The sequence below is a fragment of the Leucobacter albus genome, assembly GCF_039528015.1.
Classification (GTDB): Bacteria; Actinomycetota; Actinomycetes; order Actinomycetales; family Microbacteriaceae; genus Leucobacter; species Leucobacter albus.
In genome coordinates this window covers 123,649-147,605 of record NZ_BAAAKZ010000017.1, presented here as the reverse complement: position 1 = coordinate 147,605, position 23,957 = coordinate 123,649, and the positions used below count along the sequence as shown (strand labels likewise).

Annotated in this window: 25 protein-coding genes; 6 read left to right on the top strand and 19 right to left on the bottom strand. The window is 68.8% G+C overall.

Annotation, left to right across the window (positions count from 1 at the left end; translation table 11 throughout):
- The first annotated feature begins 7 nt into the window (after positions 1–7).
- Positions 8–835, top strand: a complete 828-nt coding sequence (locus ABD115_RS15685) for a uracil-DNA glycosylase (RefSeq protein WP_343962601.1) — start codon at positions 8–10, stop codon at positions 833–835.
- Positions 836–874: 39 nt separating this feature from the next.
- Positions 875–1,237 carry a hypothetical protein gene (locus tag ABD115_RS15680; RefSeq protein WP_343962599.1) on the top strand — a complete coding sequence of 121 codons (363 nt, stop codon included), beginning with the start codon at positions 875–877 and terminating at the stop codon, positions 1,235–1,237.
- A 145-nt stretch (positions 1,238–1,382) separates the two neighbouring features.
- Here the strand turns inward: ABD115_RS15680 and ABD115_RS15675 are convergent, their stop codons facing one another.
- Complete coding sequence (locus ABD115_RS15675; RefSeq protein WP_343962597.1) at positions 1,383–2,360, bottom strand: arginase family protein; 978 nt, start codon at positions 2,358–2,360, stop codon at positions 1,383–1,385.
- A gap of 124 nt (positions 2,361–2,484) precedes the next feature.
- On the opposite strand from ABD115_RS15675, the gene hutH reads away from it, so the two are divergent.
- Entirely contained in the window at positions 2,485–4,080 is a 1,596-nt protein-coding gene (gene hutH / locus ABD115_RS15670; RefSeq protein ID WP_343962595.1) for a histidine ammonia-lyase, read from the top strand.
- Between the two features lie 14 nt (positions 4,081–4,094).
- Here the strand turns inward: hutH and ABD115_RS15665 are convergent, their stop codons facing one another.
- Positions 4,095–4,502, bottom strand: coding sequence for a DUF488 domain-containing protein (locus tag ABD115_RS15665; RefSeq protein WP_343962593.1), 408 nt, complete (start codon positions 4,500–4,502; stop codon positions 4,095–4,097).
- A 125-nt stretch (positions 4,503–4,627) separates the two neighbouring features.
- Between ABD115_RS15665 and ABD115_RS15660 the strand changes: the two genes are divergently transcribed.
- Positions 4,628–5,413, top strand: coding sequence for an IclR family transcriptional regulator (locus tag ABD115_RS15660; RefSeq protein WP_343962591.1), 786 nt, complete (start codon positions 4,628–4,630; stop codon positions 5,411–5,413).
- Here the strand turns inward: ABD115_RS15660 and ABD115_RS15655 are convergent.
- The gene (locus tag ABD115_RS15655; RefSeq protein WP_343962589.1) at positions 5,407–6,027 is read right to left on the bottom strand and encodes a TetR/AcrR family transcriptional regulator; all 621 of its coding nucleotides are present in this window, start codon (positions 6,025–6,027) and stop codon (positions 5,407–5,409) included. The two genes, ABD115_RS15660 and ABD115_RS15655, sit on opposite strands and share 7 nt — an antisense overlap.
- A gap of 83 nt (positions 6,028–6,110) precedes the next feature.
- Here ABD115_RS15655 and ABD115_RS15650 point away from each other — a divergent pair, with 83 nt between their 5' ends.
- A complete protein-coding gene (locus ABD115_RS15650) occupies positions 6,111–7,379 on the top strand; it encodes an MFS transporter (RefSeq protein WP_343962587.1) in 1,269 nt (422 codons plus the stop codon).
- A gap of 88 nt (positions 7,380–7,467) precedes the next feature.
- Here ABD115_RS15650 and hutI read toward each other — a convergent pair whose 3' ends face one another.
- The 16 genes from hutI to ABD115_RS15570 all read right to left on the bottom strand — a co-directional run bounded on the left by hutI (position 7,468) and on the right by ABD115_RS15570 (position 21,358).
- Positions 7,468–8,706, bottom strand: coding sequence for an imidazolonepropionase (gene hutI / locus ABD115_RS15645; protein ID WP_343962584.1), 1,239 nt, complete (start codon positions 8,704–8,706; stop codon positions 7,468–7,470).
- A 10-nt stretch (positions 8,707–8,716) separates the two neighbouring features.
- On the bottom strand, positions 8,717–10,444 hold the full coding sequence (gene hutU / locus ABD115_RS15640; protein WP_343962583.1) for a urocanate hydratase: 1,728 nt from the start codon (positions 10,442–10,444) through the stop codon (positions 8,717–8,719).
- Positions 10,445–10,594: 150 nt separating this feature from the next.
- Positions 10,595–10,936, bottom strand: coding sequence for a hypothetical protein (locus ABD115_RS15635; protein WP_343962581.1), 342 nt, complete (start codon positions 10,934–10,936; stop codon positions 10,595–10,597).
- A 6-nt stretch (positions 10,937–10,942) separates the two neighbouring features.
- Positions 10,943–11,224 (bottom strand): hypothetical protein, encoded by a 282-nt coding sequence (locus tag ABD115_RS15630; RefSeq protein ID WP_343962579.1) that lies wholly within the window; start codon positions 11,222–11,224, stop codon positions 10,943–10,945.
- A gap of 53 nt (positions 11,225–11,277) precedes the next feature.
- Positions 11,278–11,979 (bottom strand): GntR family transcriptional regulator, encoded by a 702-nt coding sequence (locus ABD115_RS15625; protein ID WP_343962577.1) that lies wholly within the window; start codon positions 11,977–11,979, stop codon positions 11,278–11,280.
- A 33-nt stretch (positions 11,980–12,012) separates the two neighbouring features.
- Positions 12,013–12,867, bottom strand: a complete 855-nt coding sequence (locus ABD115_RS15620) for a fumarylacetoacetate hydrolase family protein (RefSeq protein ID WP_343962575.1) — start codon at positions 12,865–12,867, stop codon at positions 12,013–12,015.
- A gap of 2 nt (positions 12,868–12,869) precedes the next feature.
- Positions 12,870–13,274, bottom strand: coding sequence for a RidA family protein (locus ABD115_RS15615; protein ID WP_343962573.1), 405 nt, complete (start codon positions 13,272–13,274; stop codon positions 12,870–12,872).
- Positions 13,275–13,295: 21 nt separating this feature from the next.
- Positions 13,296–13,889 carry a cupin domain-containing protein gene (locus ABD115_RS15610; protein ID WP_343962571.1) on the bottom strand — a complete coding sequence of 198 codons (594 nt, stop codon included), beginning with the start codon at positions 13,887–13,889 and terminating at the stop codon, positions 13,296–13,298.
- Complete coding sequence (locus ABD115_RS15605) at positions 13,886–14,251, bottom strand: hypothetical protein (RefSeq protein ID WP_343962569.1); 366 nt, start codon at positions 14,249–14,251, stop codon at positions 13,886–13,888. Before ABD115_RS15605 ends, ABD115_RS15610 begins: the two co-directional genes overlap by 4 nt.
- Entirely contained in the window at positions 14,244–15,860 is a 1,617-nt protein-coding gene (locus tag ABD115_RS15600) for an FAD-dependent monooxygenase (protein WP_343962568.1), read from the bottom strand. Before ABD115_RS15600 ends, ABD115_RS15605 begins: the two co-directional genes overlap by 8 nt.
- Positions 15,853–16,584: an SDR family NAD(P)-dependent oxidoreductase gene (locus ABD115_RS15595; RefSeq protein ID WP_343962566.1), complete on the bottom strand. Its 732-nt coding sequence runs from the start codon at positions 16,582–16,584 to the stop codon at positions 15,853–15,855. Before ABD115_RS15595 ends, ABD115_RS15600 begins: the two co-directional genes overlap by 8 nt.
- Positions 16,581–17,678 carry an Ldh family oxidoreductase gene (locus tag ABD115_RS15590; protein ID WP_343962564.1) on the bottom strand — a complete coding sequence of 366 codons (1,098 nt, stop codon included), beginning with the start codon at positions 17,676–17,678 and terminating at the stop codon, positions 16,581–16,583. The genes ABD115_RS15595 and ABD115_RS15590 overlap by 4 nt, the downstream gene beginning before the upstream one ends.
- Positions 17,675–18,514, bottom strand: a complete 840-nt coding sequence (locus ABD115_RS15585; protein WP_343962562.1) for an ABC transporter permease — start codon at positions 18,512–18,514, stop codon at positions 17,675–17,677. The genes ABD115_RS15590 and ABD115_RS15585 overlap by 4 nt, the downstream gene beginning before the upstream one ends.
- Positions 18,511–19,284: an ABC transporter ATP-binding protein gene (locus tag ABD115_RS15580; RefSeq protein WP_343962560.1), complete on the bottom strand. Its 774-nt coding sequence runs from the start codon at positions 19,282–19,284 to the stop codon at positions 18,511–18,513. The genes ABD115_RS15585 and ABD115_RS15580 overlap by 4 nt, the downstream gene beginning before the upstream one ends.
- Positions 19,285–19,293: 9 nt before the next feature.
- Complete coding sequence (locus ABD115_RS15575; protein WP_343962557.1) at positions 19,294–20,313, bottom strand: ABC transporter substrate-binding protein; 1,020 nt, start codon at positions 20,311–20,313, stop codon at positions 19,294–19,296.
- Between the two features lie 64 nt (positions 20,314–20,377).
- The gene (locus tag ABD115_RS15570) at positions 20,378–21,358 is read right to left on the bottom strand and encodes an amidohydrolase family protein (RefSeq protein WP_343962555.1); all 981 of its coding nucleotides are present in this window, start codon (positions 21,356–21,358) and stop codon (positions 20,378–20,380) included.
- Positions 21,359–21,516: 158 nt separating this feature from the next.
- On the opposite strand from ABD115_RS15570, the gene ABD115_RS15565 reads away from it, so the two are divergent.
- Positions 21,517–23,859, top strand: a complete 2,343-nt coding sequence (locus tag ABD115_RS15565; protein WP_343962553.1) for a DEAD/DEAH box helicase — start codon at positions 21,517–21,519, stop codon at positions 23,857–23,859.
- The last annotated feature ends 98 nt before the right edge of the window (positions 23,860–23,957 follow it).

The window sequence follows — 23,957 nt, the reverse complement described above, 5'->3', positions numbered from 1 at the left end:
CGCACGTATGCTTTCAGGCTCGCTCGCAGAACTCGTCGCCGCCGGGCGCATCGCTCCGGACTGGGGTGAGGCGCTCGCCGCCGCCGGCGCGGTCGATGATGCACTCGGGCGCGTGCGTGCGTTTCTGGCCGAGGAGGCCCGCGCCGGGGCGACGGTGCTGCCCGACGAGGCGCTCGTGTTTCGCGCGTTCGAGCGCCCACTCTCAGACGCGCGCGTGCTGATCGTCGGTCAAGACCCGTACCCAACACCGGGCCACGCGATCGGTCTCTCGTTCGCGACGGCGAGAGGCGTGCGGCCCCTGCCGCGCAGCCTGAGCAATATCTTCCGTGAGCTCGACGACGATCTGGGGCAGGCCCTGGGTACCGACCCCGAGTCTGTTGGCACCAGCCCAGACTCTGATGCCGCAGGCACCTCGCCAGGCGCCTTTACAGACTCCTGGGCAGACGATTTTTGGGCGGTGCCCCAGGCCCCGCCGCCGCCAAGACACGGAGACCTGAGCGCCTGGGCAGACTCCGGTGTGCTGCTGCTGAACCGCGTGCTGACAGTGCGTGCAGGGCAGGCAGGCTCGCACCGGGGAATCGGCTGGGAGGAGTTCACCGAGCTCGCCATTCGCGCCCTCGTCGCCCGCGGCGGCCCGCTCGTCGCGATTCTCTGGGGCAACGACGCCCGAAAGCTCGCGCCGTTGCTCGGCGACACCCCAATAATCGATAGCGCGCACCCGTCGCCACTGTCTGCCTCGCGGGGGTTCTTCGGGTCGGGCCCCTTCAGCCGAGCAAACGAGGCGCTCGCGGCTCTAGGATCCGCACCGATTGATTGGCGGGCGGCTTCGATCTGAGCTCGGTGACCAGACGTTGCCCGTGACTAAACTGAGTGCATGGATCAGAACCAACGGTGGGAGCAGCTGGCCCGGTTGAATGAAACTGCGCCGCCCCCTGCACCGCGCGGGGTGCCGGTGTTCGGTAGGGCCGCGTTGGCAGTGGGCCTGCTTGCCCTGGTGCTGTTTTTTATTGTCCCGGCGACAAGCTTCAAGCTGGGGGAAACCTGGATCAACACGAAGCAGATCGTCTTCGGGGTCGTCGCGATCGCCGCAGTGGCACTGGCGGTTGCGTCGTTTGTGCGCAAAGAGCGCAGAGCCCTCGGGGTCGTCGCGCTCAGCCTCGTGATCGGGGCGCCGCTGATTATTTGGGTGGTCGTGATACTCGCCTGGGCAGGGTACGCCCGCAGCCTGGGCGGCTAGGCGCGCAGCCCCGCAGCCCGGCCGTCAACTTTCTGCGCGTAACTTGCGAATAGATGGTTCCTATTTGCACGTTGCGTGCAAAAAGATTCATGGGTGGGAGGGTGGCGGGGTGGGCGCTCGCCACACGAGTCGGGCGCGGCCATGGTTATGCCCTCCCGAGTCGCGTGGCGAGCCCCGCCGCGGCCTCGAGCGCGCAGAGCGCGGCGAGGCGCACGGTGCGGCCGTCGGGGGCGTCGGCGCTCGCATCGACCTCGGCGATGTCAATGCCCTTCACTCGGGGATCCGCTGCGAACTGGCGTGCGAAGGCGCGCAACTCGTGCGCCTGGATCCCGCCGGGGATCGATGCCGGGCAGCCCGGCGCGACCGAGCGATCGCAGACGTCGACGTCGAGATCCACGTGGATCGGCCCGCCGCCTGCTCCCGCGATCTCGAGCGCCTCGGCGACGATGTCGGCGAGCGGGCGGGTGAACAGTTCGTCGCGGTGGATCACCGTGATGCCCCACTCCTTGGCCCGCTCGCGGTAGGCGCGAGAGTTGGCGAAGTCGGCGATGCCGATCTGCACGATGCGGTGTGGATCGAGCCCGGCCTCAACGAGCCTACGAACGGGCGACCCGTTCGAGCGCCCGTCGCGGAGGTCATGGTGGGCGTCGAGGGTGATGAGCCCCGCGGTGGCGAGGTTGTTGCCCGCGACCCCGAGGGCAGCGGGCACAGTCAGCGCATTGTCGCCGCCGAGCGCGACGACCAGCTCCGAGCGGGCCGCGAGCTCGCGCACCGCTGCCGCTGCCGCAACCTCTCCGGCTTCGGTGTCTGGGTCAGCGACGTCCCCCGCGTCGCGAATCGTGAGTGCCTCCCCAAGCACTGTTTCGAGTTCGGCGCCGCGACCCCCCGGTTCTCCTGCGGCGACCGTGTGGTCCGAGTAGCGCCTGAGTGCCTCGCGCACAGCGGCCGGCGTGAGGTGCGCGTTCGTCGGCGAGAGCGACGTGCGCGACGTCGGAATGCCGATGATGGCGAGGTCGATGTGCGCGTCTGGTGCGGCGGCGTCTGGTGCGGGCCAGGAGCCGGCGCGTGGCCAACTGGGGTCGTGGGGGAGGGGACGAGCGGCACTGCTTGTTGGGGTGGTCATAGTTGCACGCTAGCAACGGATTCGCGGTTCGCGGTGATCTGATCCGGCGCGGTCGTCCGGGATCCCGGACAGCGCCTCGCGCTCTGACGCACACGAAGAGCCCGGAATGCGGTGTGATCGAATCATGACCTCGACCACACCCGTTTCCACCCAGCCAGTCACCCTCGGCGACACCCCGCTCAGCCGCGCCGACGTCGTCGCGGTGGCCCGTTACGACGCCCAGATCACGATCTCCGCGGCGGCGCTTGCACGCGTCGCCGAGAGCCGCGCCGTCATCGAGAAGCTCGCAGACGACACCCGCCCGCACTACGGCGTCTCGACCGGGTTCGGCGCGCTCGCAAAGGTGCAGATCCCCGTCGAAAAGCGGCAGCAGCTGCAGCGCAGCCTGATCCGCTCGCACGCGGCCGGCACCGGCCCCGAGGTCGAGCGCGAGGTCGTGCGCGCCCTCATGTTGCTGCGCCTGCAGACCCTCACCACGGGCCGCACCGGAGTGCGCCCGGTCGTTGCTGAGACCTACGCCGCGATCATCAACGCCGGCATCACCCCCGTCGTGCACGAGTACGGCTCGCTCGGCTGCTCGGGCGACCTCAGCCCGCTCGCACACTGCGCGCTCACGCTCATGGGCGAGGGCAACGTGCGGGTGAGCGGCGCGGCGGATGCGGATCCGCACGCACCGACGATCCCCGCCGCCGAGGCGCTCGCCGCCGCCGGCATCGAGCCGCTCGTGCTCGCCGAGAAGGAGGGCCTCGCCCTCATCAACGGCACCGACGGCATGCTCGGCATGCTCTGCCTCGCGCTCCACGACCTCGACGGGCTGTTCGCGACCGCCGACATCGCCGCGGCCGCAAGCATCGAGGCGCTCACCGGCACCGACGCCGTCTTCCAGCCCGAGCTCCACGTACTCCGCCCGCACGCAGGTCAGGCATCGTCGGCCGCGAACATGGCCGCGGTGCTCGCCGACTCCCAGCTCGTGCAGCGCCCGCAGGAGGGCGAGTTCAGCCGCGTGCAAGACGCGTACTCGCTGCGCTGCGCACCCCAGGTGCACGGCGCCGCCCGCGACACCGCCGCCCACGCCGACCGCGTCGCGGCCGTCGAGCTCGCCTCAGCGGTCGACAACCCGGTCGTCTTGCCCGACGGCCGCGTTGAATCGAACGGCAACTTCCACGGTGCCCCGGTCGCCTACGTGCTCGACTTCCTCGCGATCGCCGTCGCCGACCTCGCCTCGATCTCCGAGCGCCGCACCGACCGCTTCCTCGACGTCGCCCGCAACCACGGCCTCCCGCCGTTCCTCGCGGCAGACGCCGGCCTCGACTCGGGCCTGATGATCGCGCAGTACACGGCCGCAGGCATTGTCTCCGAGCTCAAGCGCCTCGCGGTGCCCGCGTCGGTCGACTCGATCCCGTCGTCGGCGATGCAGGAGGATCACGTCTCGATGGGGTGGGCGGCGGCCCGCAAGCTCCGCCGCGCGATCGACGGGCTCGCCCGCGTGCTCTCGATCGAGCTTTTGACCTCGACGCGCGCGCTCGACTTCCGCGCGGCCGACGGGGCTGCTGCTCCCGGGGTCGCAACGAGCGCGATCCACGCCCTGTTCCGCACCGAGATCCCGGCGCCAGACACCGATTCGTTCCTGTCGCCGACGATCGACGCGGCCCACGGTTTCGTCGCGAGCGGCGCGGTCGTAAGCGCAGCCGAGGGCGCGCTCGGCACGCGGCTGGCGTAACGGGCGGCCGAAACTCAACTGGCGGCTACGCCCCCGAGCGCCGCGGTGATTGCCTCCACGAGCACAGGCACGTGACTGCGCTCCGGATCCTTCACGCCGGTGACGAGCGTGAGGGGTGCAGCTCCTGGGCGCTCCGCCGCGCGTGCAAGTTCCGCGAGGTCCCGAACGGCGCCGAGCGCGGGCTCCCTGGAAAGTTCCTCACGGTACGCGTCAGCGAAGGCGGCGTAGCGCTCGGGCTCGTGCCCGCGCGGGTCACCGTGCCAGGACTTTCGAAGCTCGGTGCTCGGCGTCGCGTCTTTCGCCCACGAGTCGAGCGCGGCGGCTTCCTTGCTGATGCCGCGGGGCCAGAGCCGGTCGACGAGCACGCGCACGCCGTCTGTGGGGTCGGGGGAGTCGTACACGCGCTTTACGAGAATGCTCATGCCTCAGCTTCCCACCTTTCGGGGGTCTGGGGAACAGGAACAGCACTGCGATAGTCTGCAGCTGTGCCGCCGACGATGGCGGCAACACACGCAGATCACAAATCGCGAGAGAAGGATGACTGACTATGCGAGAGCCGAAGGTCCCGGCGGCGGATCAGACGCTGCGCATCCTCAGCCTCCTCGCGCGCTCGCGTGGCCCCGTGCCCGCAGGGATGATCGCGACGCAGCTCGAGCTGCCGCGTTCGACGGTGTACCAGCTGCTTGCGACGCTGCAGGAGCACGGCTACGTCATGCACCTGCCCGAGGAGCGGCGCTACGGGCTTGGGATCGCCGCGGTCGAGCTGAGCTCCGCGTATGAGCGCCAGGAGCCGCTTGCTCGCCTCGGGCGCCCGCTGCTCGCGGCGCTTGTGGATCGTGTGCGGGCGAGCGGCCACCTCGCAGTGCCGAGCGGCAGCGACGTGCTCTACGTGATTGAGGAGCGAGCGCTCGGCGCGCCACCGCTCGTCACCGACGTCGATGTGCGGCTCCCCATGCACCTCACGGCGAGCGGCCGGGCGGTGCTCGCGTCGCTGCCGCGCGCCCAGGTGCGCGCCCTGTACCCGAACGCGCAGGCGTTCTCGCACCGGCTCGCAACGCCAGACGGGATCAACCGGTACTCGCAGCTGCGCACCGTGCTCGACGACGCGGTGACCCGCGGCTTCGCGACCGAACGCGGATCGGTGACCGAGGGCTTCTCCTCCGTCGCCGTGCCCGTGCTTGATCACCGTGAATGGCCGGTCGCGGCGGTAGCGATCACGTTCCGTGACGAGGACGTCTCAGAGGATCGCTACGCCGAGCTTGCGGCGGAGGTGCGTGCGACGGCCGATGCGCTCTCGGCGCGCATTCACGGCCGCGGCCGTGCGGCTCAATAACTGCTGTCGTCGCGCCCCGCTGTCGGGTCAGCGAAGCTGCGCCAGCCGTCATTGAGAATGCGGAACGACCCGGCGAGCATCGCGGCAGGGTCGTCGTCATTGTTGGCGAGTAGCTGAATCTGCAGCACGAAGCGCGCGTAGGCTCTGATCTCGGGGCTGGGCTCGGCAAGGCCCATGTCTGCGGCGATGGCAGCGCCCAGGGCGTGTTCGTGTCGGGTCCACATGCGTGCGGCGTAGTCGGCGAGTGCGGGCGTCCGGTCGAGGAGCGCGAGGAACTCGCGAGTGCTGTCGCCGTGTTCGGCGCGATCTTCGAGCATGCCGTGCAGGTAGTACTCGTAGAGCGCGTCGGTGATGGAGACGCCCGCTGGCCTGTCGCGCACGGCGGAAACGAGCCCGTCGCGGTGCTCCTCGTCTTCGTCGAAGACGAGGGCCTCTTTCTGCGGGAAGTGGGCGAACACGGTCGTCGGGGAGACGTCTGCCTTCTCCGCGATCTCGCGGATGCTCACGTTGTCGAAGCCGCGCTCGAGAAACATGAGCGTTGCGGTGTCAGAGATCGCCTTGCGCGTCGCCGCCTTCTTGCGCTCGCGTCGCCCGATTGGTGCTGCTTCAGCCATAAGAGCAGTCTATCGAGCGCGGTCACCTGGTATTGGTTCAAAGTTGAATTGACATCGAAATTGGTATCACTACACTTTTAACCATGCTTGAACCCTCTTCGGGGCGCCCCGCGCCCCCGCAATCCAGTCGTCGCGCCTGGGCGACGCTCATCTCGATCACCATGCTCAATGTCATGGGCATGACGATCGTGCTCCCGGTGCTGCCCTTCGTGGTGCAGCGCTACGTGGACACTCCCGGCCACCTCGCCATTTGGGTTGGCATCCTCGAATCGGTCAACGCGCTCTGCGCATTCCTTGTCGCGCCGCTGTTTGGCGGGCTCTCCGACCGCTTCGGTCGTCGCCCGGTCATCATCATCGCCACCCTCGGGGCCGCGGTCGGGTTTGCCACCTTTGGCATCGGTGGGTCGATCTGGGTGCTCCTCGCCGGCCGCATCATTCAGGGAATCACCGCGGGCGACATGCCGGCGCTGTTCGCCTACGCTGCCGACATTACGTCACCGCAAGAACGTGCAAAGCGGTTTGGCCTGCTCGGGGCGCTCAACGGCGTCGGCTTCATGATCGGCCCGGCAGTCGGCGGGCTGCTCGCAGCGATCCACATCGATCTGCCGGTGTTCGTGACGGCCGGAATCGCGCTCGTTGTCGCGATCGTGAGCTTCTTCGCGTTGCCCGAGAGTCTCGCGCCTGAGAAGCGAACGCCGCGGTTGCGGCTCGACGGCCTCCACCCCGTGGCGGTCTTCAGGGGCGCGTTCGGTCGGCCAGAGCTGCGCGGCCTGCTCATTGCGCTCGTGCTCATCGGCCTGCCGTTCGGCATGTTCGTCAACAACTTCAGCGTGCTCGCACTCGACCAGGTGCAGTGGACGGCGACGTCGATTGGGCTCCTTACCGCAGCGATCGGCATCCTCGATATTGTGCTGCAGGGTGTAATCATGCAGGCCCTGCTGCCTTGGCTCGGCGAGCGCGGCATCATTGTCGCAGGACTCATCGCCCAGGCCGTCGGGCTCGCGGCGCTCGCGGTCGTCGGCTCGGTGCTTGCAGAACCATGGATCTTGATCGCTGGCACGCTCCTGATCGGCGGCGGCCAGGGGCCCGCGACCGCAGCGATGGACGGGGTGCTCTCGCAGCAGGTCAGCGACCACGAACAGGGGTGGGTCGCCGGCGTGATCCAGTCCCTGAACACCGGCGTTGCGGTGATCGCGCCGCTCATTGCAGGGGCACTCTACGCGACCGTGTCTCACGGGGCACCCTACGCCCTCGGGCTGCTCCTCATGATCGGGGCGATCGTCGTCGTCGGGCGTGCCCGCTTCGCGAGCCTCGCCAAGCGTGGCGTCATCGTGACGCCACGCTCACCCTAATGGGGGGAGCTCGCGTCCCCGGCGTCGCGCCGGCGCGTTCGCGGACGCAGCGGGTCGTGGGGGCCGCGGGGCCGGTCCCGGTCGCGACTCAGACGACGCGCGTGCCCGCCTTCCACACCGCTTCGGTGAGGCGCATGCCTGGGCGGTAGGCGAGGTGCGTCACCGAGGGGGCGTTCAACAGCTGCAGGTCGGCGCGGGCGCCTGGGGAGACGACTCCGACGCGAGGCTGTGCGGCGCCGCGCGGGTCGATCCAGCCGTCTTCGTGCATGCCGAGCGCGATCGCGCCGCCGAGCGTCGCAGCGCGCACCGCCTCCTGCACGGTGAGGCCCATCTGCAGCACCGCGGTCGCGACGCAGAAGCCCATCGAGCTCGTGTACGAGGTGCCCGGGTTGCAGTTCGAGGCGATCGCCACGACCGCGCCCGCGTCGACGAGCTTCCTTGCCGGCGCGAGCGGCATGCGGGTCGAGAGGTCGCAGGCTGGCAGCACGGTTGCGACGGTGCCCCTCGCGACGGTGCCCCTCGAACCTTCGCCCCAGGACCCCGCGAGAGCCGCGATGTCGTCGTCGGTGAGGAAGCCGAGGTGATCCACGCTCAGCGAACCGTGCTCGACCGCGAGCTGGGTGCCAGGGCCGTGCCCGAGCTGATTGCCGTGCACGCGGGTAGCGAGGCCCTTCGCGGCAGCCGTCTCGAGAATTCTGCGGGTCTGCGCTTCGTCGAACGCGCCCGACTCGCAGAACACGTCGACGGCGCTCACGAGCGGGGCGACCGCGTCGAGCATCTTGCCGGTGACGAGGTCGAGGTAGGCTGCAGGGTCCACCCCGGCCGGCACGACATGCGCGCCGAGGAATGTGACGGCGTCGGCCTGGGTCGCCGCGACGCGCGCCGAGCGCACCTCATCTGCAACAGTGAGCCCGTAGCCGGTCTTCGTCTCCATCGTGGTGGTGCCGTCGCGCCTCGCCTCGCCGACGAGCCGGGCAAGATTCGCCTCGAGCTCGGCGTCTGAGGCGGCCCGGGTTGCGTTCACGGTGACGTTGATGCCGCCAGCCGCATACGCCTCGCCGGCCATGCGCGCCTCGAACTCGGCGGTGCGGTCACCCGCGAACACCATGTGGGTGTGCGAGTCGACCCAGCCGGGCAGCAGGGCGCGCCCCTCCGCATCGATTCGCTCATCGGCGGCGGGGGCCTGGGCGGCTGGGCCGACCCAGGCGATCCGCTCGCCCTCGATGAGTACCGCGGCGTCTGCAAGCCGACCGCCGAGGCCCGAACCGAGGGTCTCGTCGTTCGTCGTGAGTTCGCCGATGTTGTCGATGAGGAGGGTGCGCACCATAACTACTTTCTTACCAGGCCGTCTCGGTGTTGCGAATGGTCGGTTCCATCGGCACGCGCACGCCGCGCTCCTTGGCGACGTCTGCGGCCCGCTGGTACCCGGCGTCGACGTGGCGAATCACGCCCATGCCGGGGTCGTTGGTGAGCAGGCGCTCGAGCTTCTCGGCGGCGAGCTCGGTGCCGTCGGCGACCGATACCTGACCGGTGTGGATCGAGCGGCCAATGCCGACGCCGCCGCCGTGGTGGATCGACACCCACGTCGCGCCAGACGACGCCGCGGTGAGCGCGTTCAGGAGCGGCCAGTCGGCGATCGCGTCGGACCCGTCGGCCATTGCCTCGGTCTCGCGGTAGGGGGAGGCGACGGAACCGGAGTCGAGGTGGTCGCGGCCGATGACGATCGGAGCCTTCACCTTGCCCTCGGCGACGAGGCGGTTGAAGAGCAGACCCGCCTGGTGGCGTTCGCCGTAGCCAAGCCAGCAGATGCGCGCGGGCAACCCCTCGAACTCGACGCGCTCGGCGGCGGCGTCGAGCCACTTGTGCAGGTGCGCGTTCTCGGGGAACAGCTCCTTGAGCGCCTCGTCGGTAACGCGGATGTCTTCGGGGTCGCCCGACAGAGCCGCCCAGCGGAACGGGCCGAGGCCCTCGGAGAACAGCGGGCGAATATAGGCCGGAACGAAGCCGGGGAACTCGAAGGCCCGGTCGTAGCCGCCCTTGCGCGCCTCGTCGCGGATCGAGTTGCCGTAGTCGAAGACCTCTGCCCCCGCATCCTGGAACTCGACCATCGCCTTGACGTGCGCGGCCATTGCGGCCTGGGCGTCCTTGGTGAACTGCTCGGGGTCGGCCTCGGCGCGAGCGAGTCGCTCGTCGACGTTGTAGCCGATCGGGAGGTAGGAGAGCGGGTCGTGCGCGCTCGTCTGGTCGGTGACGAGGTCGATCGTGATTTCGCCGGCCCGGTGGCGGCGCAGAATCTCGGGGAACACCTCTGCGGCGTTGCCGACGAGCCCGACTGACCAGCCGCGGTTCTCGGCCTTCGCCTGTTGCACCTTCGCGATTGCCTCGTCGATGTCGGTGACGACCTCGTCGAGGTAGCGCTTGCCCACGCGGCGCTCGAGCCGGGTCTGGTCGACGTCGACGATGAGGCAGGCGCCGTCGTTGAGCGTGACCGCGAGCGGCTGTGCTCCGCCCATGCCGCCGCAGCCGCCGGTGAGGGTGAGGGTGCCCGCGAGCGATCCCTTGCCCTCGACAGCGGCGATGCGGCCCTGGCCCTGGAGCTTGCGACCAGCGGCTGCGAACGTCTCGTAGGTGCCCTGGAGGATGCCCTGCGTGCCGATGTAGATCCACGAACCCGCGGTCATCTGGCCGTACATCATGAGGCCCTCGGCCTCGAGCTTGCGGAACTCGGGCCACGTCGCCCAGTCGCCAACGAGGTTCGAGTTGGCGAGCAGCACGCGCGGCGCCCACTTGTTCGTGCGGAAGACGCCGACGGGCTTGCCCGACTGCACGAGCAGTGTCTCATCGTCTTCGAGGTCGCGGAGCGTGTCGACGATCGCGTCGTACGCCTCCCAGCTGCGTGCGGCGCGGCCGGTTCCGCCGTAGACAACGAGGTCGTCTGGTCGCTCGGCAACCTCGGGGTCGAGGTTGTTCATGAGCATGCGAAGCGGTGCCTCGGTCTGCCAGCTCTTCGCTGAGATGTCGGTGCCGCGGGGAGCGCGGACGGGGCGTGCGCCGGGGAGAGCCATGGTGGAGCCTTTCGAGCGGTCAGTGATCGAACCAATGACTCCATCTCACCGCGTCTGGAGCCCCCGAACAACGCCGGAGCGAGCGGGGCTGTCCGGTACCCCGGACGCCTGCCTGGCGCGCCGCGTGCGTGTGGCGGGTGTCGCGCGGCGTTAGGCCCGTCCGAGGTTCTTGAGGGCTCGCATGTAGGCGTCTAGGTTTTGCCGGTTACCGACGGCGACCATTTCGATGCTCACAAATGAGAACTCGTTGTGGGATTCGCGGTAGACGAGCCGGTATCGAGGCTTGTCACCTGCCCTGTCTGGGAAGTCGAAGTAGACTTTTCGGCAGTCGGAGAGGTCGCCAGTGTTTGCTAGGGCTTCAAGGGGCTTGCCTGTAATTGCACCCGTCTTGATGTGCCCGATCACTTCGAGGGTCAGCTTTCGCAACGCGTGCGTTCCCAGGGCGTCAAAGTCTCTCTTGAACCCGGGGAGCATGGAGAGTTTTGCATCCATGCTGTACTAGGGCAGTTCCACACCGTACTCGGCGAAGAGATCGTGCATCGGCTTCGCTCGCCCTTCAGCCTGTCGGGTGCGCACCATTTCCGCGATCTCGCGGTCTTCCATGATGGCGGCGATGCGCTCGTACAGTTCATAGGGGATCACTGCGGCCTCTGGCTTGCGGTGTGACCCGAAGATGAGTGGTGTCGCCTCGATTCCCTGCTCGCGGAATCGCTTGAGCGCGTTCGGTAGTTCCTTGCGGGCATCCGCAGAGGTCTGAACCGGGGGCATGAGAACAGACATACCAGCATTCTACCAAAGATGTACATAAATTGGTACATATTTTGAGGATCTGGCTACCGCAATTCGGCGAGCGCCGGGAGCCTGTCGAGAATCGACACCCCGCCGAGCTCCTGCGCGACGGCCTCGGCCGCCGAGGTGAGGTGGGTGTGCAGCAGCGCGACGGCCTCGTCGCCGTCGTGGCGCGTCATCGCCTCGATGAGCAGCGCGTGCTGGTCGTCGAGCTCGCCCCGCACGTGGGTGTCGAGCAGCGACGAGCCACGGTAGCGCGCGGCGTTTCGCCAGCCTGGCAGCAGCGCCTTGACGATCCACGGGCTCTGGCACGATTCGTAGAGCAGAAAGTGCAGCGCCTCGTGCTCGGTGACGTTGGCATATGCATCTTGCGCTGCGAGCGCGGCCAGCCGGCGCTCGTTGGCTCGCCACGCCTGATCAGCGCGCTCGGCCGTGAAGCTCGGGGCGCCGAGCTTCAGCGCGAGCGTCTCGAGGTGGAGCCTGCCGTGGTAGGTCTCTACGAGGTCGTCGATGCTCAGGTGCCGAACCTGCGCGCCCCGGTGCGGGATCGCCTCGACGAGCCCGAGCGCGGCGAGCTCTCTGATCGCCTCGCGCACCGGCATCATTGATACCCCGAGCTGTTCGGCGACGTCGTTGAGGCGCAGGAAGGAGCCCGGGGCGTGGACCCCCTCAAGGATGTCCATGTAGAGCGCGGTCGTCACGAACTCCACACTTGATGTGCGGCGTTCTGGCCTGCGACTGTTCATGCTGTGAGGGGGTCCTCTCCGTGTGCCTTGCAGCTAGCCTATGCGGTTTTCGAGTGTGCCGAGCCTGGTGGCCCGGGTAACGAGCACGTCCCCCGAACGCAAGAATACCTGCGGTTCCCGAGCGTTGCCGATGCCGCTCGGTGTGCCTGTCAAGATCACGTCGCCGACGTCGAGGGTCATGCCCCGACTCAGCTCGGCGATGAGCGTCTCGATGGGAAACGCCATCTGTGCGACGCTCGCGCGCTGCAGGGTTTCGCCGTTGAGTTCGCACTCGAGCTCGATCTCTGACAGCTCGCCGACCTCGTCGAGCGTCGTGAGCCACGGCCCGAGCGGCATCGTGTTGTCGATGCTCTTGCCCTTGAACCACTGGCCGCCGTGTGCGCGCTGCACGTCGCGCACCGACACGTCGTTCGCGAGCATCACCCCGAACACGTGAGTCAGCGCGTCTTCCGGTCGAATATCCCTGCCGGCCGTGCCGATGACGAGCGCGATCTCCGCCTCGTAGTCCCACTGTTCGCTGAGCTCGAAATCGCACTCGACGGTGTCGCGCGGGCCGATCGCGGTGCGCGGCGCCTTCGTGAAGAAGGTCGGGTGCTCCGGGCGCGACGCCGGGTCCTGGCCTTCGCGCTTGCCGCGCGACTCCTCGAAGTGATCCCAGTAATTCCACCCAACGCACAGCACGTTCTTGCGCCAACGCTGAATCGGGGAGCCGAGCCTGGCCTCGGCGAGCGGAACCTCGGCGATGGGGGCGGCGCCGGCCGGCAGGCCGCCGTTCGTGATCACGTCGTCGACGAGCCCGACGGTCGCCGGGTAGACGAGAACGGTGTCGCTGTCGGTGACCTCGCCTGCGTGCCAGGTTTCTGCGTACCGAACGCTGCACAACCGCACCGTTACGCCCCCTCGTTGATGACGGCGATTGCGTTGATCTCGATGAGGTAGTCCTTGTTCACAAACTTCGACACCTCGACCATCGTCGAGGCCGGGGCCGTGTTCGTGAAGTACTGCGCCCGCACCTCGTGGCTCGCCGCGAAATCCTCCATATTGCGCACGTACACGTCGACGCGGGCGATGTCGTCGAGCGTGCCGCCCGCGGCCTCGACGGCGGCCTGCAGGTTCTGGCAGACCTGGTGGGTCTGCGCGGTGATGTCGCCGACGCCGGTGACGCCGCCGTCGACGTTGCGGGCGGTCATGCCAGAAATAAACACCATTCGACCGTTCAGCTTCACCTCGGTCGCTTGCGAGAAGTGGCCGTTCGGCACGGCGAGGCGGTCGGAGACGATCTGCTGCTTAGACATGGTTTTCCTTTGTTCGATGGGTTAGATGGTGTCTTCGGGGCTCGAGTACCACTCGGGCTGGGTGGGGTAGTGCGGGCCGTCGTAAACCTCGAGCAGCACGGTGTCTGCCTCGGCGAGCGTCGGGCCGTGCAGGCACCCCTTCGGGTTCCAATAGAACGACCCCGGCTCGAGCACGAGCCCCGTCGGCACGTAGCGGTACTGGCCGCTCAGGCAGAACATGAACTGGTTCGAGGCGTGCGAGTGCCGCAGCGGAATACCCGAGCCGGCCCTGAAACGCACGAGCGAGATCGATGCGCCGGTCTCGTCGTTGCGCCAGAGCGGCTTGTGTGAGAGGCCGTCGAGCGTCTTATCGAGCCAGTCGTGGTCTTGCGACTGCACGAGAATCTCGCGGAACTTGAACATCACGGCGCTGTCAGGAGCGCCGCCGGAGGCCCCGTCGGGAGCGCCGCCCGGGGCGACGTCGCCGCCGGCGCGAACCTTGACCCGCTCCTCGCGCGCCCCGTCGGCCGCGATGCCCCCGTACAGCGCGGGGTCTGAGAGGTTGCTCTCCCACTCAGCCTCGGCGACGCCCTCGGGCCGGGGCGGGCGCGGCACGAGCCGATCCGCCGCGCTCACGCCTGCCACCCGCCCGGCAGGTTCTCGCCGCGATCCTTAAACTCGATGAGCCGGCTCACGTAGCGCGTGGTGCCGACGTTCGTGAGCATGTGCACGGGGCTCGGATTCATCTCGATGGTGCGCCCGACGAACTCGTGGACGTCGCGCGAGGTGCCGTCGGTGTAGGTGATGCGGTTGTCTGCGGCCTCGAGGGCGACGACGAGATAGGGGTTGTGGTGCAGGTGCCAGGGCTGCGATTCGCCCGGCTCCAGGCTGATGTGCCACACGCGGGTGTGCGTGTTTTCGAGAATGATCTCTTGGCCGACGTCGCCGAGCACGAGCTCGCTGCCGTCGGGGAGGGGGAAGATGTCGCCCTTAGCCATGGGTGATCCTTTCGGAGGGTCGGGTGATGCGGCGGTACGCCTGGGCGCCGCGCGCGTGGTGGCTGGGATCTCGCGGATCCCACGGTTCGATCGCCGCGACGTGCCCGTCGGGGCGAAGCAGCACGAGCGTGTTCTCTGGCACGCCGAGCGTGCGCGTCGCCCGCTCGCCCGGGTCGAAAAGCGACTGCGGCCTGAGGCCCGTGTTCTCTGGCGCATCCCACCGGCTGACGATTCGGTGGCGCAGCCCCGGGGTCTCGTCGTCGCCGGGAATGGGCGGCTGCCGACGCGCGTCTGTGAAGTACAGCGCGACGAACGAGTCTGCGCACAGCTCGTGCAGCGTGTGCCTACCCGCCGGGCCGAACACTGGCGCGTCTGGCACACGCTGCCCGAGCTCGAGCGGAGCGTCAGCCTCGCGGTTCACGATGATGCCGCCGCGACCCGAGCCGTCGACGTCGAGCACGACACCGAGCAGCGTGCGGGTCATCGCCGCCGCCCACGCATTGTCGTTGTTGATGACGTCGGCAGCATCGCCCGCGCGCCCCATGCGCTTGCGTGCCGCCTCGGCGATCTCGCCCGAGCCGCGCAGCGCGATCGGAGACTGTTCGGCCTCGTACCCCGCCAAGAGTTCAGGATCCGCCCAGCCGCGCAGCACCCAGCTCAGCCGCCACGGCAGGTTCGACGCATCGAGCACGCCCGTGTTCAGCCCGAGCGCCCACATCGGTGTGATGAGGTGCGCGGCGTCGCCCATGAGGAAGACGCGATCGCTCTGCCACTGCGAGGCGACGCGGTGGTGCACGCTGTAAATGTTCGTGCCGATGACGCGGGAGTCGACGTCGCCGATGAAGCGCAGCACCTTCTGCTGCAGCTCCGCTGGAGTCGGCTCGGCGGCGCCGGCGGCGAGCGGAAACAGAAACCGCCAGCAGTGGGGTTGCCTGACGAGAATCATCCACTCCGTGCTGTCGCCGAAATACGACAGGTACGGGTAGTCGCGCGGCGACGACACGTCGAGGTCGGCCTCGAGGTCGATGAGCATGTAGCGCTCCTCGAGCGTCATGCCGTCGACGCGCGCGCCGAGCTGCTCGCGCACGAACGAGCGCCCGCCGTCGCAGCCGAGCAGGTACGAGCCCTCGATGGTGCCTGGCCCGTCGGGGGAGTCGAACGCGACGGTGACGCCGTCTGTGTGCTGCTCGAAGCCCGTCACGCGGTGCCGCATGCGAACGGTGCCGGGGGCGAGCGCGTCGAGCCGGTCGTGCAGCACCGGTTCGAGGTGGTGCTGCGGAATGTTGATGACGAAGGGGAACTGCGTCTCGTCGGCAAGATTCGCGGTGAGGATCGATTTCTGCGGCACATCTGAGCTGCGGTCAGTTTCGCCGATCTCGTCGATGCGCACGGAGGCGCGGAGCACGGGGTCGAGCGCGTTGTAGCGCGCGAGCACCTCGAGCGTGCGGGTGAGAACCGTGCCGGCCTTCGTGTCGAGCGACAGCGCCGAATCCTCTTCGAGAATGACGCAGGGCACGCCGTGATGCACGAGCCCGAGCGCGGTGATGAGGCCGATCGGGCCGCCGCCCGCGATAATCACGGGGAGCACGTCGGAGCGCGGCTCAGCCATTGTCGCTCACCCCGAACACGCGGTCGCGGGTGAGCACCGAGCCCGTCATGCTCGCTGCATCGCTGAGCAGAAACATGAGCGGCCCGACGACGTCGTCTGGCACCCCAACGCCGAGCGAGTTCTGCCAGTGCTCGAGCTCGCCGCCCGCGGGGTTCGCCTGGCGAAACTGCGGGGTGTCGATGACGCCGGGGAAGACGATGTTCGCGCGCACGTGGTGCTCGGCGATCTCGGCGGCGAGCGACTTGATGTACGGCGTGAGGGCGCCCTTCGACGCCGCGTAGGCCGAGGCCTCGGCGTGGCCGACGTTTGCGAGCCCCGACGAGAACGCGAGGATGCTGCCGCGGCGGGCCGCGATCATCGTCGGGAGCACCGCCTGCACCGCCCACATCACGCCGTGCAGGTTCACGTCGAGGGTGCGGCGCCACTCCTCGGGATCCATCGCAGACACCGGGGTGCGCGGCTGCACCGCCGCTGCAGCGACGAGCGCGTCGATGCGCCCCTCGCTCGCCGCGATACCGGAGATCGCCGCGACGACGGCCTCGCGATCGGCCACGTCGACGCGGTGGTGGATCAGCCCCGGCGCGAGCTCGGGGTCGGCCTTGGTGCCGAACACGTGCGCGATTCCTCCCGCCCGAACGTACGCCGCGGCGAGCGCGTGGCCGATGCCGCTCGTGCCGCCGGTGACGACGAGCACCTCGCCCGTCGCTTCAAACTGAGCCTTCATTTGGCTTCTCCTTCTTTGTGGTTCACGGGTGGGTTCGCGGGTGGTGCCGCGGGCGGCGCCGCGGGTTGGTTCGCTGCCGCCTCGAGTGTGCGGATCGCCTCGACGACGCTGGCGGGGAGGGCGACTCCAATGCGCTCGGCGGCTCGCCGCGCCGCCGCGCCGCGGGCGCCCGGGATGCGCCCCTCGCCCGCGCCGGCAGCACGCGGGGCGTCGAGGATCTCGCGGGCGAGCGTCTCCGCGCGCTCGGGGAAATCTGGGCTGAGCCGTGTCGCGTCGATCGCGAGGAAGAACTGCGCGGAGCCGTAGGGCGTCGCCGGGTCGGCGTAGAGCCCCGTGACGCGCGAGCCGAATCCACCGCCCGCGAGCACCCCGGTGAGTAGGTCTACGAACAGCGCGAAACCAAACCCCTTGTTGCCGCCGCTCGGCAGCAGCATGCCGGCGATCGCCCGCTCGGCATCGGTGGTCGGCTGGCCGTCTGCGTCGGTCGCCCAGCCAGTGGGGATCGCCCGGCCCGCCGATGCGGCGAGCCTGATCTTGCCGAGCGCGGCCTCTGACAGCGCGGCATCGAAGATGATCGGGTCGCCCGCCGCGCGCGGCGCTCCGAACGCGATCGGGTTGTTCCCGACAACCGCGCGTGCTCCGCCGGGCGCCGGCATCAGCGGTCGGGTGTTCGCCGCCGCGATCGACACCATTCCAGCCTCGGCCGCGAGTGCGGTGTAACGGTAGGCGCCCCCGAAGTGGAACGCGTTGCGGCAGGCGACGAGCCCGACGCCGTGCGCTGCCGCTCGCGCGATCGCCGATTCCATGGCGTGCTGAGCGGTGACCTGGCCCAGGCCGTTGTTGGAGTCGAAGATGGCTGCGGCCCCGAGATCCACCACCGCGGTGTTCGCGCCCGTCGGGTCGACGGAGCCCGCTCGAATGCGGTCGAGATACATCGGCAGCAGCATGAGGCCGTGCGACGGGAGGCCGCGCGCGTCGGCCTCGACGAGGCCGTCGGCGGTGAGACGCGCGGCCGCGGCCGGAACTCCCGCGTGTTCGAGCAGCGCCGCCGCGCGGTCGACGAGGTCGCTGTAGGCGAAGGTTAGCGCGCTCACTTGTCAGCCCTGCGGCTCTCTGCCCACGGCAACAGCAGCCGCTCGAGCAGCGCGAGCGCGTAGAACAGCACGATGCTCATGATTGCGAGCAGCACGATCGCGACGAAGGCGAGCGCCGTGTTCGCGCTGCTGCCCGACTGCACGATGAGGTAACCGAGACCCTCGCTCGCACCGACGAACTCGGCGATGACCGCGCCAATGACGGCGAGCGAGATCGCGGTCTTCAACCCGACAAACACCTGTTCGAGGGCGAACGGTGCCCGAAACTTCAGGAAGACCTGCAGCGGGCTCGCGCGCAGCGACTTTGCGAGGTCGATGAACTCGGCCGGGGTAGATCGCAGGCCCGTCGTGGTCGCGAGCACGATCGGGAAGAAGCACAGCAGCACGACCATCACGACCTTCGGCGCCTGCCCAAAGCCCATCCACACCACGAGCAGCGGTGCGATTGCGACCTTCGGGGCCGCGTTGATCGCGAGCAAGATCGGGTAGAGCATCTGTTCAATGACCCGTGACGACGCGATGAGCGTCGCGATCGGCACCCCGATGACGATGGCAAGCGCGAAGCCCTGCACGGTTTCGAGGAACGTCACCCAGGTCTGCGCGAGCAGGTAGCCGGGGTTTTCGGCGAAGGCGGCGTAGACGTCTGCCGGTGAGGGGAGGAGGAACTTGTCGATATCGAAGCCGAGCACCGCACCCCACCACAGCGCGAACAAGAGCGCGATGCCGAGCACGGGGAGGAGGATGCTGCGCGCCGCCTCGCGCCGCGCCTTGCGGCTCGCGCGGGGCCTCTTGTCTGGCGCGACGGGCAGCTGATTGACGACGGTTGCCGTGCTCATGCGGCGGCCTCCTGTTCGTGGGTGTCTTGGAGCAGGTCGTGCAGGTGGCCGCTCACGCTCGTGACGAGCTCGCCGTACTCGGAGTTGCCGAGCGAGCGGGGGCGCGGTATCTCGACGGGCACGACCTCGCGCACGCGGCCCGGCCTGGCCTTCATCACGACGACGCGATCGGCGAGCAGCACGGCCTCCTCGATGGAGTGCGTGACAAACACGATCGTGGTGTTCGTCTCCATCACGATGCGCTGCAGCTCGACCGACAGCTCCTCGCGCGTGAGCGCGTCGAGGGCCGAGAACGGCTCGTCCATGAGCAGGATCTTCGGGTTGCTCACGAGCGAACGGCAGAGCGAGACGCGCTGCTGCATGCCGCCCGACAGCTCGTGCGGCATCTTGCGCTCGAAACCGGTGAGCCCGGCGAGCTCGATGAGCGCCGCCGCTCGCTCTTGGGCCTCGCGCCTGTCGAGCCGCATGATCTCGACGGGCAGCATGATGTTCTGAATGACGTTGCGCCAGGGCAGCAGCGCGGGGCGCTGGAACATCATGCCGACGTCTTCGCGCGGCCCGGTGACGGGGTCACCGTCGATGGTGACCCCGCCGCCCGTTGGGCGCTGCAGCCCGGCGATGATGCGCAGCAGCGTCGACTTGCCGCAGCCGCTGCGGCCGACGAGGGTGACGAACTCGTTGCGGTCGATCGTGAGGTCGACGCCCGTCAGCGCCTGCACCGGGCCGCTCGCGGTGTCGAACCGCTGCTCGAGTGCTTCGATGTGAATCATGGGTGGGGGCTACTTCGCGATCTCGTAGGTGACAATGGCGTCGGCGCTCGGGGCCTTCGTGAAGGCGCCGCCGTCGTTCAGCAGCGCGAGGATCGCGTCGACGCGCTTCGGGTCGAGCTTGCCGTTCGCGCTCGTGTCGCCGACATAGGGCGCCATCGCGGTGATCTCGCCCTGCGCGACGGCGACCTCTTGAGTCGGCTGGATCTTGTTCAAGATCTTGGCCGCCTCTTCGGGGTGATCGATCGTGTACTGCAGCCCGCGGTGCAGCGCCTCGTTGAAACGGGCGACGGCGTCTGGGTCTGACTCGATGAGCTTCGTGCCGACGAACAGGGCGTTGCCGTAGAGGTCGTCGAGGTAATCGCTGAAGGGGAGGAACACGGCGTCTGCACCCGTTGCGCCCTTGATGAGCCCGCCGGCGACGACGAACTGGCCGATCGCATCGACCTGCTTGCTCGCGAGCAGTTGGGGGAGCGCGGGCGGCTGGGAAGGCACGAACTCGACCTTGCTCGCGTCGATGCCAGCTGCCTCGGCGTACACGGGGAACAGCACCTCGTTCACCGAGCCGGGCTGGTCGGCGATGCGCTTGCCCTCGAGGTCGGCCGGGGTCTCGATGCCGTAGCCCTCGGCGGTCGCGATCGCGGCGAGCGACCGGTCGTGGATCGAGCTGACGATCTGCGCGGGGAGGCCCTCGTTCGCGATGGTCAGCGCGCCCGCCTGAAAGTCGCCGACGCCGAAATCTGCCTTGCCAGACGCGACGAGCTTGAGCACGTCGACCGTGCCCGTGCCCGGCTGAATGTCGACGGTGAACCCGGCCTCCTCGAAGAAGCCCTGCTCCTGGGCGACGTAGGCGTAGGCGTCGCGGCCGAACTGATTAAACGAGGTGAGGTAGGTGACGCTGAGCTGTTCGGCCTGCCCCGCCTCCCCGGTGTCGTCGCCCGCGCCGGGCGATGCGCTCTGGCCGGAGCAGCCGGTGAGCGCGAGTGCGAGCGCGGCGATGCCGGCGGCGATGGAGAGTTGTTTTCTCGTCATGATGGTGTCCTTTGCGTTCGTCATTGAATGGACTGGGAGTGGGTGGGTGGGGCTGGGGTGTGTGTCAGCTCGCCGGAACGAGCGAGAGCAGCCGGGCGGGGTTTGCCCGAGCGACGCGCTCGCGGAGCTCTGCGTCGAGGTGGGCGATGGGGGTGCGCGGATCGGCGAGACCGATCGGAAACGGCCAGTCACTGCCGAGCAGCAGCTGCGAATCGCCAAACACCGTGCGCGCGAGGTCGACGTTTTCGGCGGCGTGCGTCAGGCAGTCGGTGAAGACCCGCCCGAGCTGCTCGGCGACGGGCGGGAGGCCCGCGGTGACACCGGGTCGGTTCGTGTCGATGCCCCGCTGCCAGCGCGCTGCGACGCTCGGCACCACGCCGCCGCAGTGCACGAGGATGATGCGCAGCATGGGGTGCTGGGCGAGCACGCCGCCGAGCACGAGCTCGCCGACCGCCACACCGGTCTCGACCGGGTTGCCAAGCAGATTGTGGAGGTAGTGGGCGCGCAACCGCGGGTCGGGCGACTCCGCGGGGTGCAGCAGCAGCGGCCGGCCGTCGGCCGCGAGCAGGCTCCACAGCTCCGAAAGCTCGGGGCCGTCGAGCGGGGCGGCAGCACCCCCGGCGGCGGCCGCCCACCCGGCGCACTCGTCGCTTGCCAGGCCCTCGCGCACGAGTTCGATCGCGAGCGCCGGGTGCTCGAGCGGCAGGTAGCGCAGCGGGCGCAGCCGCTCCGAGGCCGAGCAGCGGGCGATGAGGCCGTCGTTTATGGCGCGCACCCAGCTCGCCGAGGCCTCGACGTCGAGGTCTTGGCGAAAGAACGGGGGAGCGATTGCGACGAGTGCCTCGTCGAGCTGCTGTGCATCGAGGTAGCCGAGCAGCTCGCGTTCGCGGTAGAGCGCCGGGGGCCCAAGCGGGGCGGCTGCCGCGGCGTAGCGGCCGTCGGGGTGCTGCGTCAGGCCGACAAGCTTCAGTTGTTCGCCGCTGAGCAGCGGGGCGAGATGCGTGTGCACATCTACGGCGGGGAGCGTGCCCGAAAGGTGTATCAACGCTGCCTCCTTGCATGGGTTGAATAGCTGGTCATCACCATATCTTGATATTTGATCAAATTGCAAGGCGTCGTTTGTTTCGCGTGAATTTGCTGTGTGGGTGCTGGGCGCGCGGGTTGTGTCGACTCGGGTATACCTCAGGGGTGTAGACTGATACGATGCCCTCTTCCGAGAACACCGCGCCCGAGTCCGCAGACGAGACCATCGCTGCCGAGACCGCAACCGCTGACGCGCACACCGAGGCGCCAGAAGCGACTCCCGAGACTGCCCCTGTGACTGCCCCCGTAACCTCCTCCGACTCATCGGCCGATACGCGGCCCGCCGCCGAACCTGCCGCTGCCGAGCAGCCCGCCGACGCGGAGCCTGCCGCCGAGCAGGGCGACGCCGAGCGCGTGACCTTCGCAGACCTCGGCCTGGCTCCGAAGGTGCTCGAGGCGATCACCGCGGTCGGGTACGAGACCCCCTCGGCCATTCAGGCCGCCACGATCCCGACCCTGCTGTCTGGCCGCGACGTCGTCGGCCTCGCGCAGACCGGCACCGGTAAGACCGCCGCGTTCGCGCTGCCGATCCTCTCGCGCATCGAGCCGGGTCAGGGAGTGCCGCAGGCGCTCGTGCTCGCCCCGACCCGCGAGCTCGCGCTGCAGGTCTGCGAGGCGTTCGAGAGCTTCGCGTCGAAGCTTCCCGAGGTGCACCTGCTCCCCGTCTACGGCGGGCAGGCCTACGGCCAGCAGCTCTCGGCGCTGCGCCGCGGCGTCGACATCGTGGTGGGCACCCCCGGCCGCATCATGGATCACCTGAAGCGCGGCTCGCTCGACCTCACCCAGATCAAGTACCTCGTGCTCGACGAGGCCGACGAGATGCTGAAGATGGGCTTCGCCGAGGATGTCGAGACTATTCTCGCCGATACCCCGAAAGAGAAGCAGGTCGCGCTCTTCTCGGCCACGATGCCGAACCAGATCCGCCGAATCTCGCAGCAGTACCTCAACGATCCGCGTGAGGTGAAGATCGCGGGCAAGACCCAGACTTCCTCGAACATCACACAGCGCTACATCGTTGTTTCTTACATGCAGAAGGTCGACGCGCTCACCCGCGTGCTCGAGGTTGAAGACTTCGACGGTCTGATCGTCTTCACCCGCACCCGCGGCGACTCCGAGCAGGTCGCCGAGAAGCTGCGCGCCCGCGGGTACTCGGCCGCCGCGATCAACGGCGACGTCGCGCAGAACGTGCGCGAGCGCACCGTGCAGTCGCTGAAAGACGGCAGGCTCGACATTCTCGTCGCGACCGACGTCGCCGCCCGCGGCCTCGACGTCGAGCGCATCAGCCACGTCGTCAACTTCGACCTGCCGATCGACACCGAATCGTACGTGCACCGCATCGGCCGCACCGGTCGCGCGGGCCGCTCGGGCGACGCGATCAGCTTCGTTACGCCGCGCGAGCGTCGCATGCTCGGCTCGATCGAGAAGGCGACGAAGCAGACGCTCACGCAGATGCAGCTGCCCCGCGTTGAAGAGGTGAACGCGACCCGCCTCACCCGGTTCGACGACGCGATCACCGCGGCCCTCGGCGAGACGAGCCGCATCGAGCGCTTCCGCGACATCATCGACCACTACGTGCGTCACCACGATGTGCCCGAGGCAGACGTCGCTGCAGCACTCGCGGTCGTGTCGCAGGGCAAGACGAAGCTGCTGCTCGACGAGTCTGATGATCAGAAGTTTGCGCGCGACCGCCAGCAGGCCGCTCGCTTCCTCGAGGACAGCGGAGACCGGGGCGGCCGCGACGACCGCGGTGGTCGCGAGCGGCGCGAGCCACGCGAGCAGCGCAGCGACCTGCAGATGTACCGCATCGAGGTCGGGCGTCGCCAGAAGATTCAGCCTGGCCAGATCATCGGCGCTATCGCGAACGAGGGCGGGCTCACCCGCGGCGACTTCGGTCGCATCCAGGTGCGCGACGACTTCTCGCTCGTCGAGCTGCCGAAGGGCCTGTCGCAGTCGACGCTGTCGGCCCTGAGCGACACGCGCATCAGCGGCAAGCTCATCGAACTGAAGCCCGACACGGGCGGCGCGGGGCGCGGTGGCTACGACCGCGGGGGCCGTGGCGACCGCGGTGACCGTGGTGGCCGTGGCGGCTACGACCGCAACGATCGTGGCGGCGATCGCGGTGGGTACCGTGGGCGCGATGATCGCGGCGGCTACGGTGGTGACCGCGGCGGTGACCGTGGTGGGTACCGCGGGCGCGATGATCGCGGCGGCTACGGTGGCGACCGCGGCGGTGACCGTGGTGGGTACCGCGGCCGCGACGACCGTGGCGATCGCGGTGGTGATCGCGGTGGTGATCGCGGCGGGTTCGGCGGCGACCGCGGCGGATACCGCGGGCGCGATGATCGCGGCGGCTACGGTGGCGACCGCGGCGGGTATGGCAACGACCGCGGCGGCTACGGCAACGACCGTGGCAATGACCGCGGCAACGATCGTGGAGACGGCAAGCGCAAACCGCGCTGGTAGGAGCTCGCTTGCAGAGCTCGCGTGACGCATTGAGCCCCGGGACCGATTGGCTTCCCGGGGCTCGTTGCGTGTGCGCGCGCGAAAGTCAGGCGGGCCCG

What these genes read in the sequence shown, in the direction of transcription:
- ABD115_RS15685 (WP_343962601.1), top strand. Translation starts at nt 8, where the DNA reads ATGCTTTCAGGCTCGCTCGCAGAACTCGTCGCCGCCGGGCGCATCGCT.
- ABD115_RS15680 (WP_343962599.1), top strand. Translation starts at nt 875, where the DNA reads ATGGATCAGAACCAACGGTGGGAGCAGCTGGCCCGGTTGAATGAAACT.
- ABD115_RS15675 (WP_343962597.1), bottom strand. Translation starts at nt 2,360, where the DNA reads ATGACCACCCCAACAAGCAGTGCCGCTCGTCCCCTCCCCCACGACCCC.
- hutH (WP_343962595.1), top strand. Translation starts at nt 2,485, where the DNA reads ATGACCTCGACCACACCCGTTTCCACCCAGCCAGTCACCCTCGGCGAC.
- ABD115_RS15665 (WP_343962593.1), bottom strand. Translation starts at nt 4,502, where the DNA reads ATGAGCATTCTCGTAAAGCGCGTGTACGACTCCCCCGACCCCACAGAC.
- ABD115_RS15660 (WP_343962591.1), top strand. Translation starts at nt 4,628, where the DNA reads ATGCGAGAGCCGAAGGTCCCGGCGGCGGATCAGACGCTGCGCATCCTC.
- ABD115_RS15655 (WP_343962589.1), bottom strand. Translation starts at nt 6,027, where the DNA reads ATGGCTGAAGCAGCACCAATCGGGCGACGCGAGCGCAAGAAGGCGGCG.
- ABD115_RS15650 (WP_343962587.1), top strand. Translation starts at nt 6,111, where the DNA reads ATGCTTGAACCCTCTTCGGGGCGCCCCGCGCCCCCGCAATCCAGTCGT.
- hutI (WP_343962584.1), bottom strand. Translation starts at nt 8,706, where the DNA reads ATGGTGCGCACCCTCCTCATCGACAACATCGGCGAACTCACGACGAAC.
- hutU (WP_343962583.1), bottom strand. Translation starts at nt 10,444, where the DNA reads ATGGCTCTCCCCGGCGCACGCCCCGTCCGCGCTCCCCGCGGCACCGAC.
- ABD115_RS15635 (WP_343962581.1), bottom strand. Translation starts at nt 10,936, where the DNA reads ATGGATGCAAAACTCTCCATGCTCCCCGGGTTCAAGAGAGACTTTGAC.
- ABD115_RS15630 (WP_343962579.1), bottom strand. Translation starts at nt 11,224, where the DNA reads ATGTCTGTTCTCATGCCCCCGGTTCAGACCTCTGCGGATGCCCGCAAG.
- ABD115_RS15625 (WP_343962577.1), bottom strand. Translation starts at nt 11,979, where the DNA reads ATGAACAGTCGCAGGCCAGAACGCCGCACATCAAGTGTGGAGTTCGTG.
- ABD115_RS15615 (WP_343962573.1), bottom strand. Translation starts at nt 13,274, where the DNA reads ATGTCTAAGCAGCAGATCGTCTCCGACCGCCTCGCCGTGCCGAACGGC.
- ABD115_RS15605 (WP_343962569.1), bottom strand. Translation starts at nt 14,251, where the DNA reads ATGGCTAAGGGCGACATCTTCCCCCTCCCCGACGGCAGCGAGCTCGTG.
- ABD115_RS15600 (WP_343962568.1), bottom strand. Translation starts at nt 15,860, where the DNA reads ATGGCTGAGCCGCGCTCCGACGTGCTCCCCGTGATTATCGCGGGCGGC.
- ABD115_RS15595 (WP_343962566.1), bottom strand. Translation starts at nt 16,584, where the DNA reads ATGAAGGCTCAGTTTGAAGCGACGGGCGAGGTGCTCGTCGTCACCGGC.
- ABD115_RS15585 (WP_343962562.1), bottom strand. Translation starts at nt 18,514, where the DNA reads ATGAGCACGGCAACCGTCGTCAATCAGCTGCCCGTCGCGCCAGACAAG.
- ABD115_RS15580 (WP_343962560.1), bottom strand. Translation starts at nt 19,284, where the DNA reads ATGATTCACATCGAAGCACTCGAGCAGCGGTTCGACACCGCGAGCGGC.
- ABD115_RS15575 (WP_343962557.1), bottom strand. Translation starts at nt 20,313, where the DNA reads ATGACGAGAAAACAACTCTCCATCGCCGCCGGCATCGCCGCGCTCGCA.
- ABD115_RS15565 (WP_343962553.1), top strand. Translation starts at nt 21,517, where the DNA reads ATGCCCTCTTCCGAGAACACCGCGCCCGAGTCCGCAGACGAGACCATC.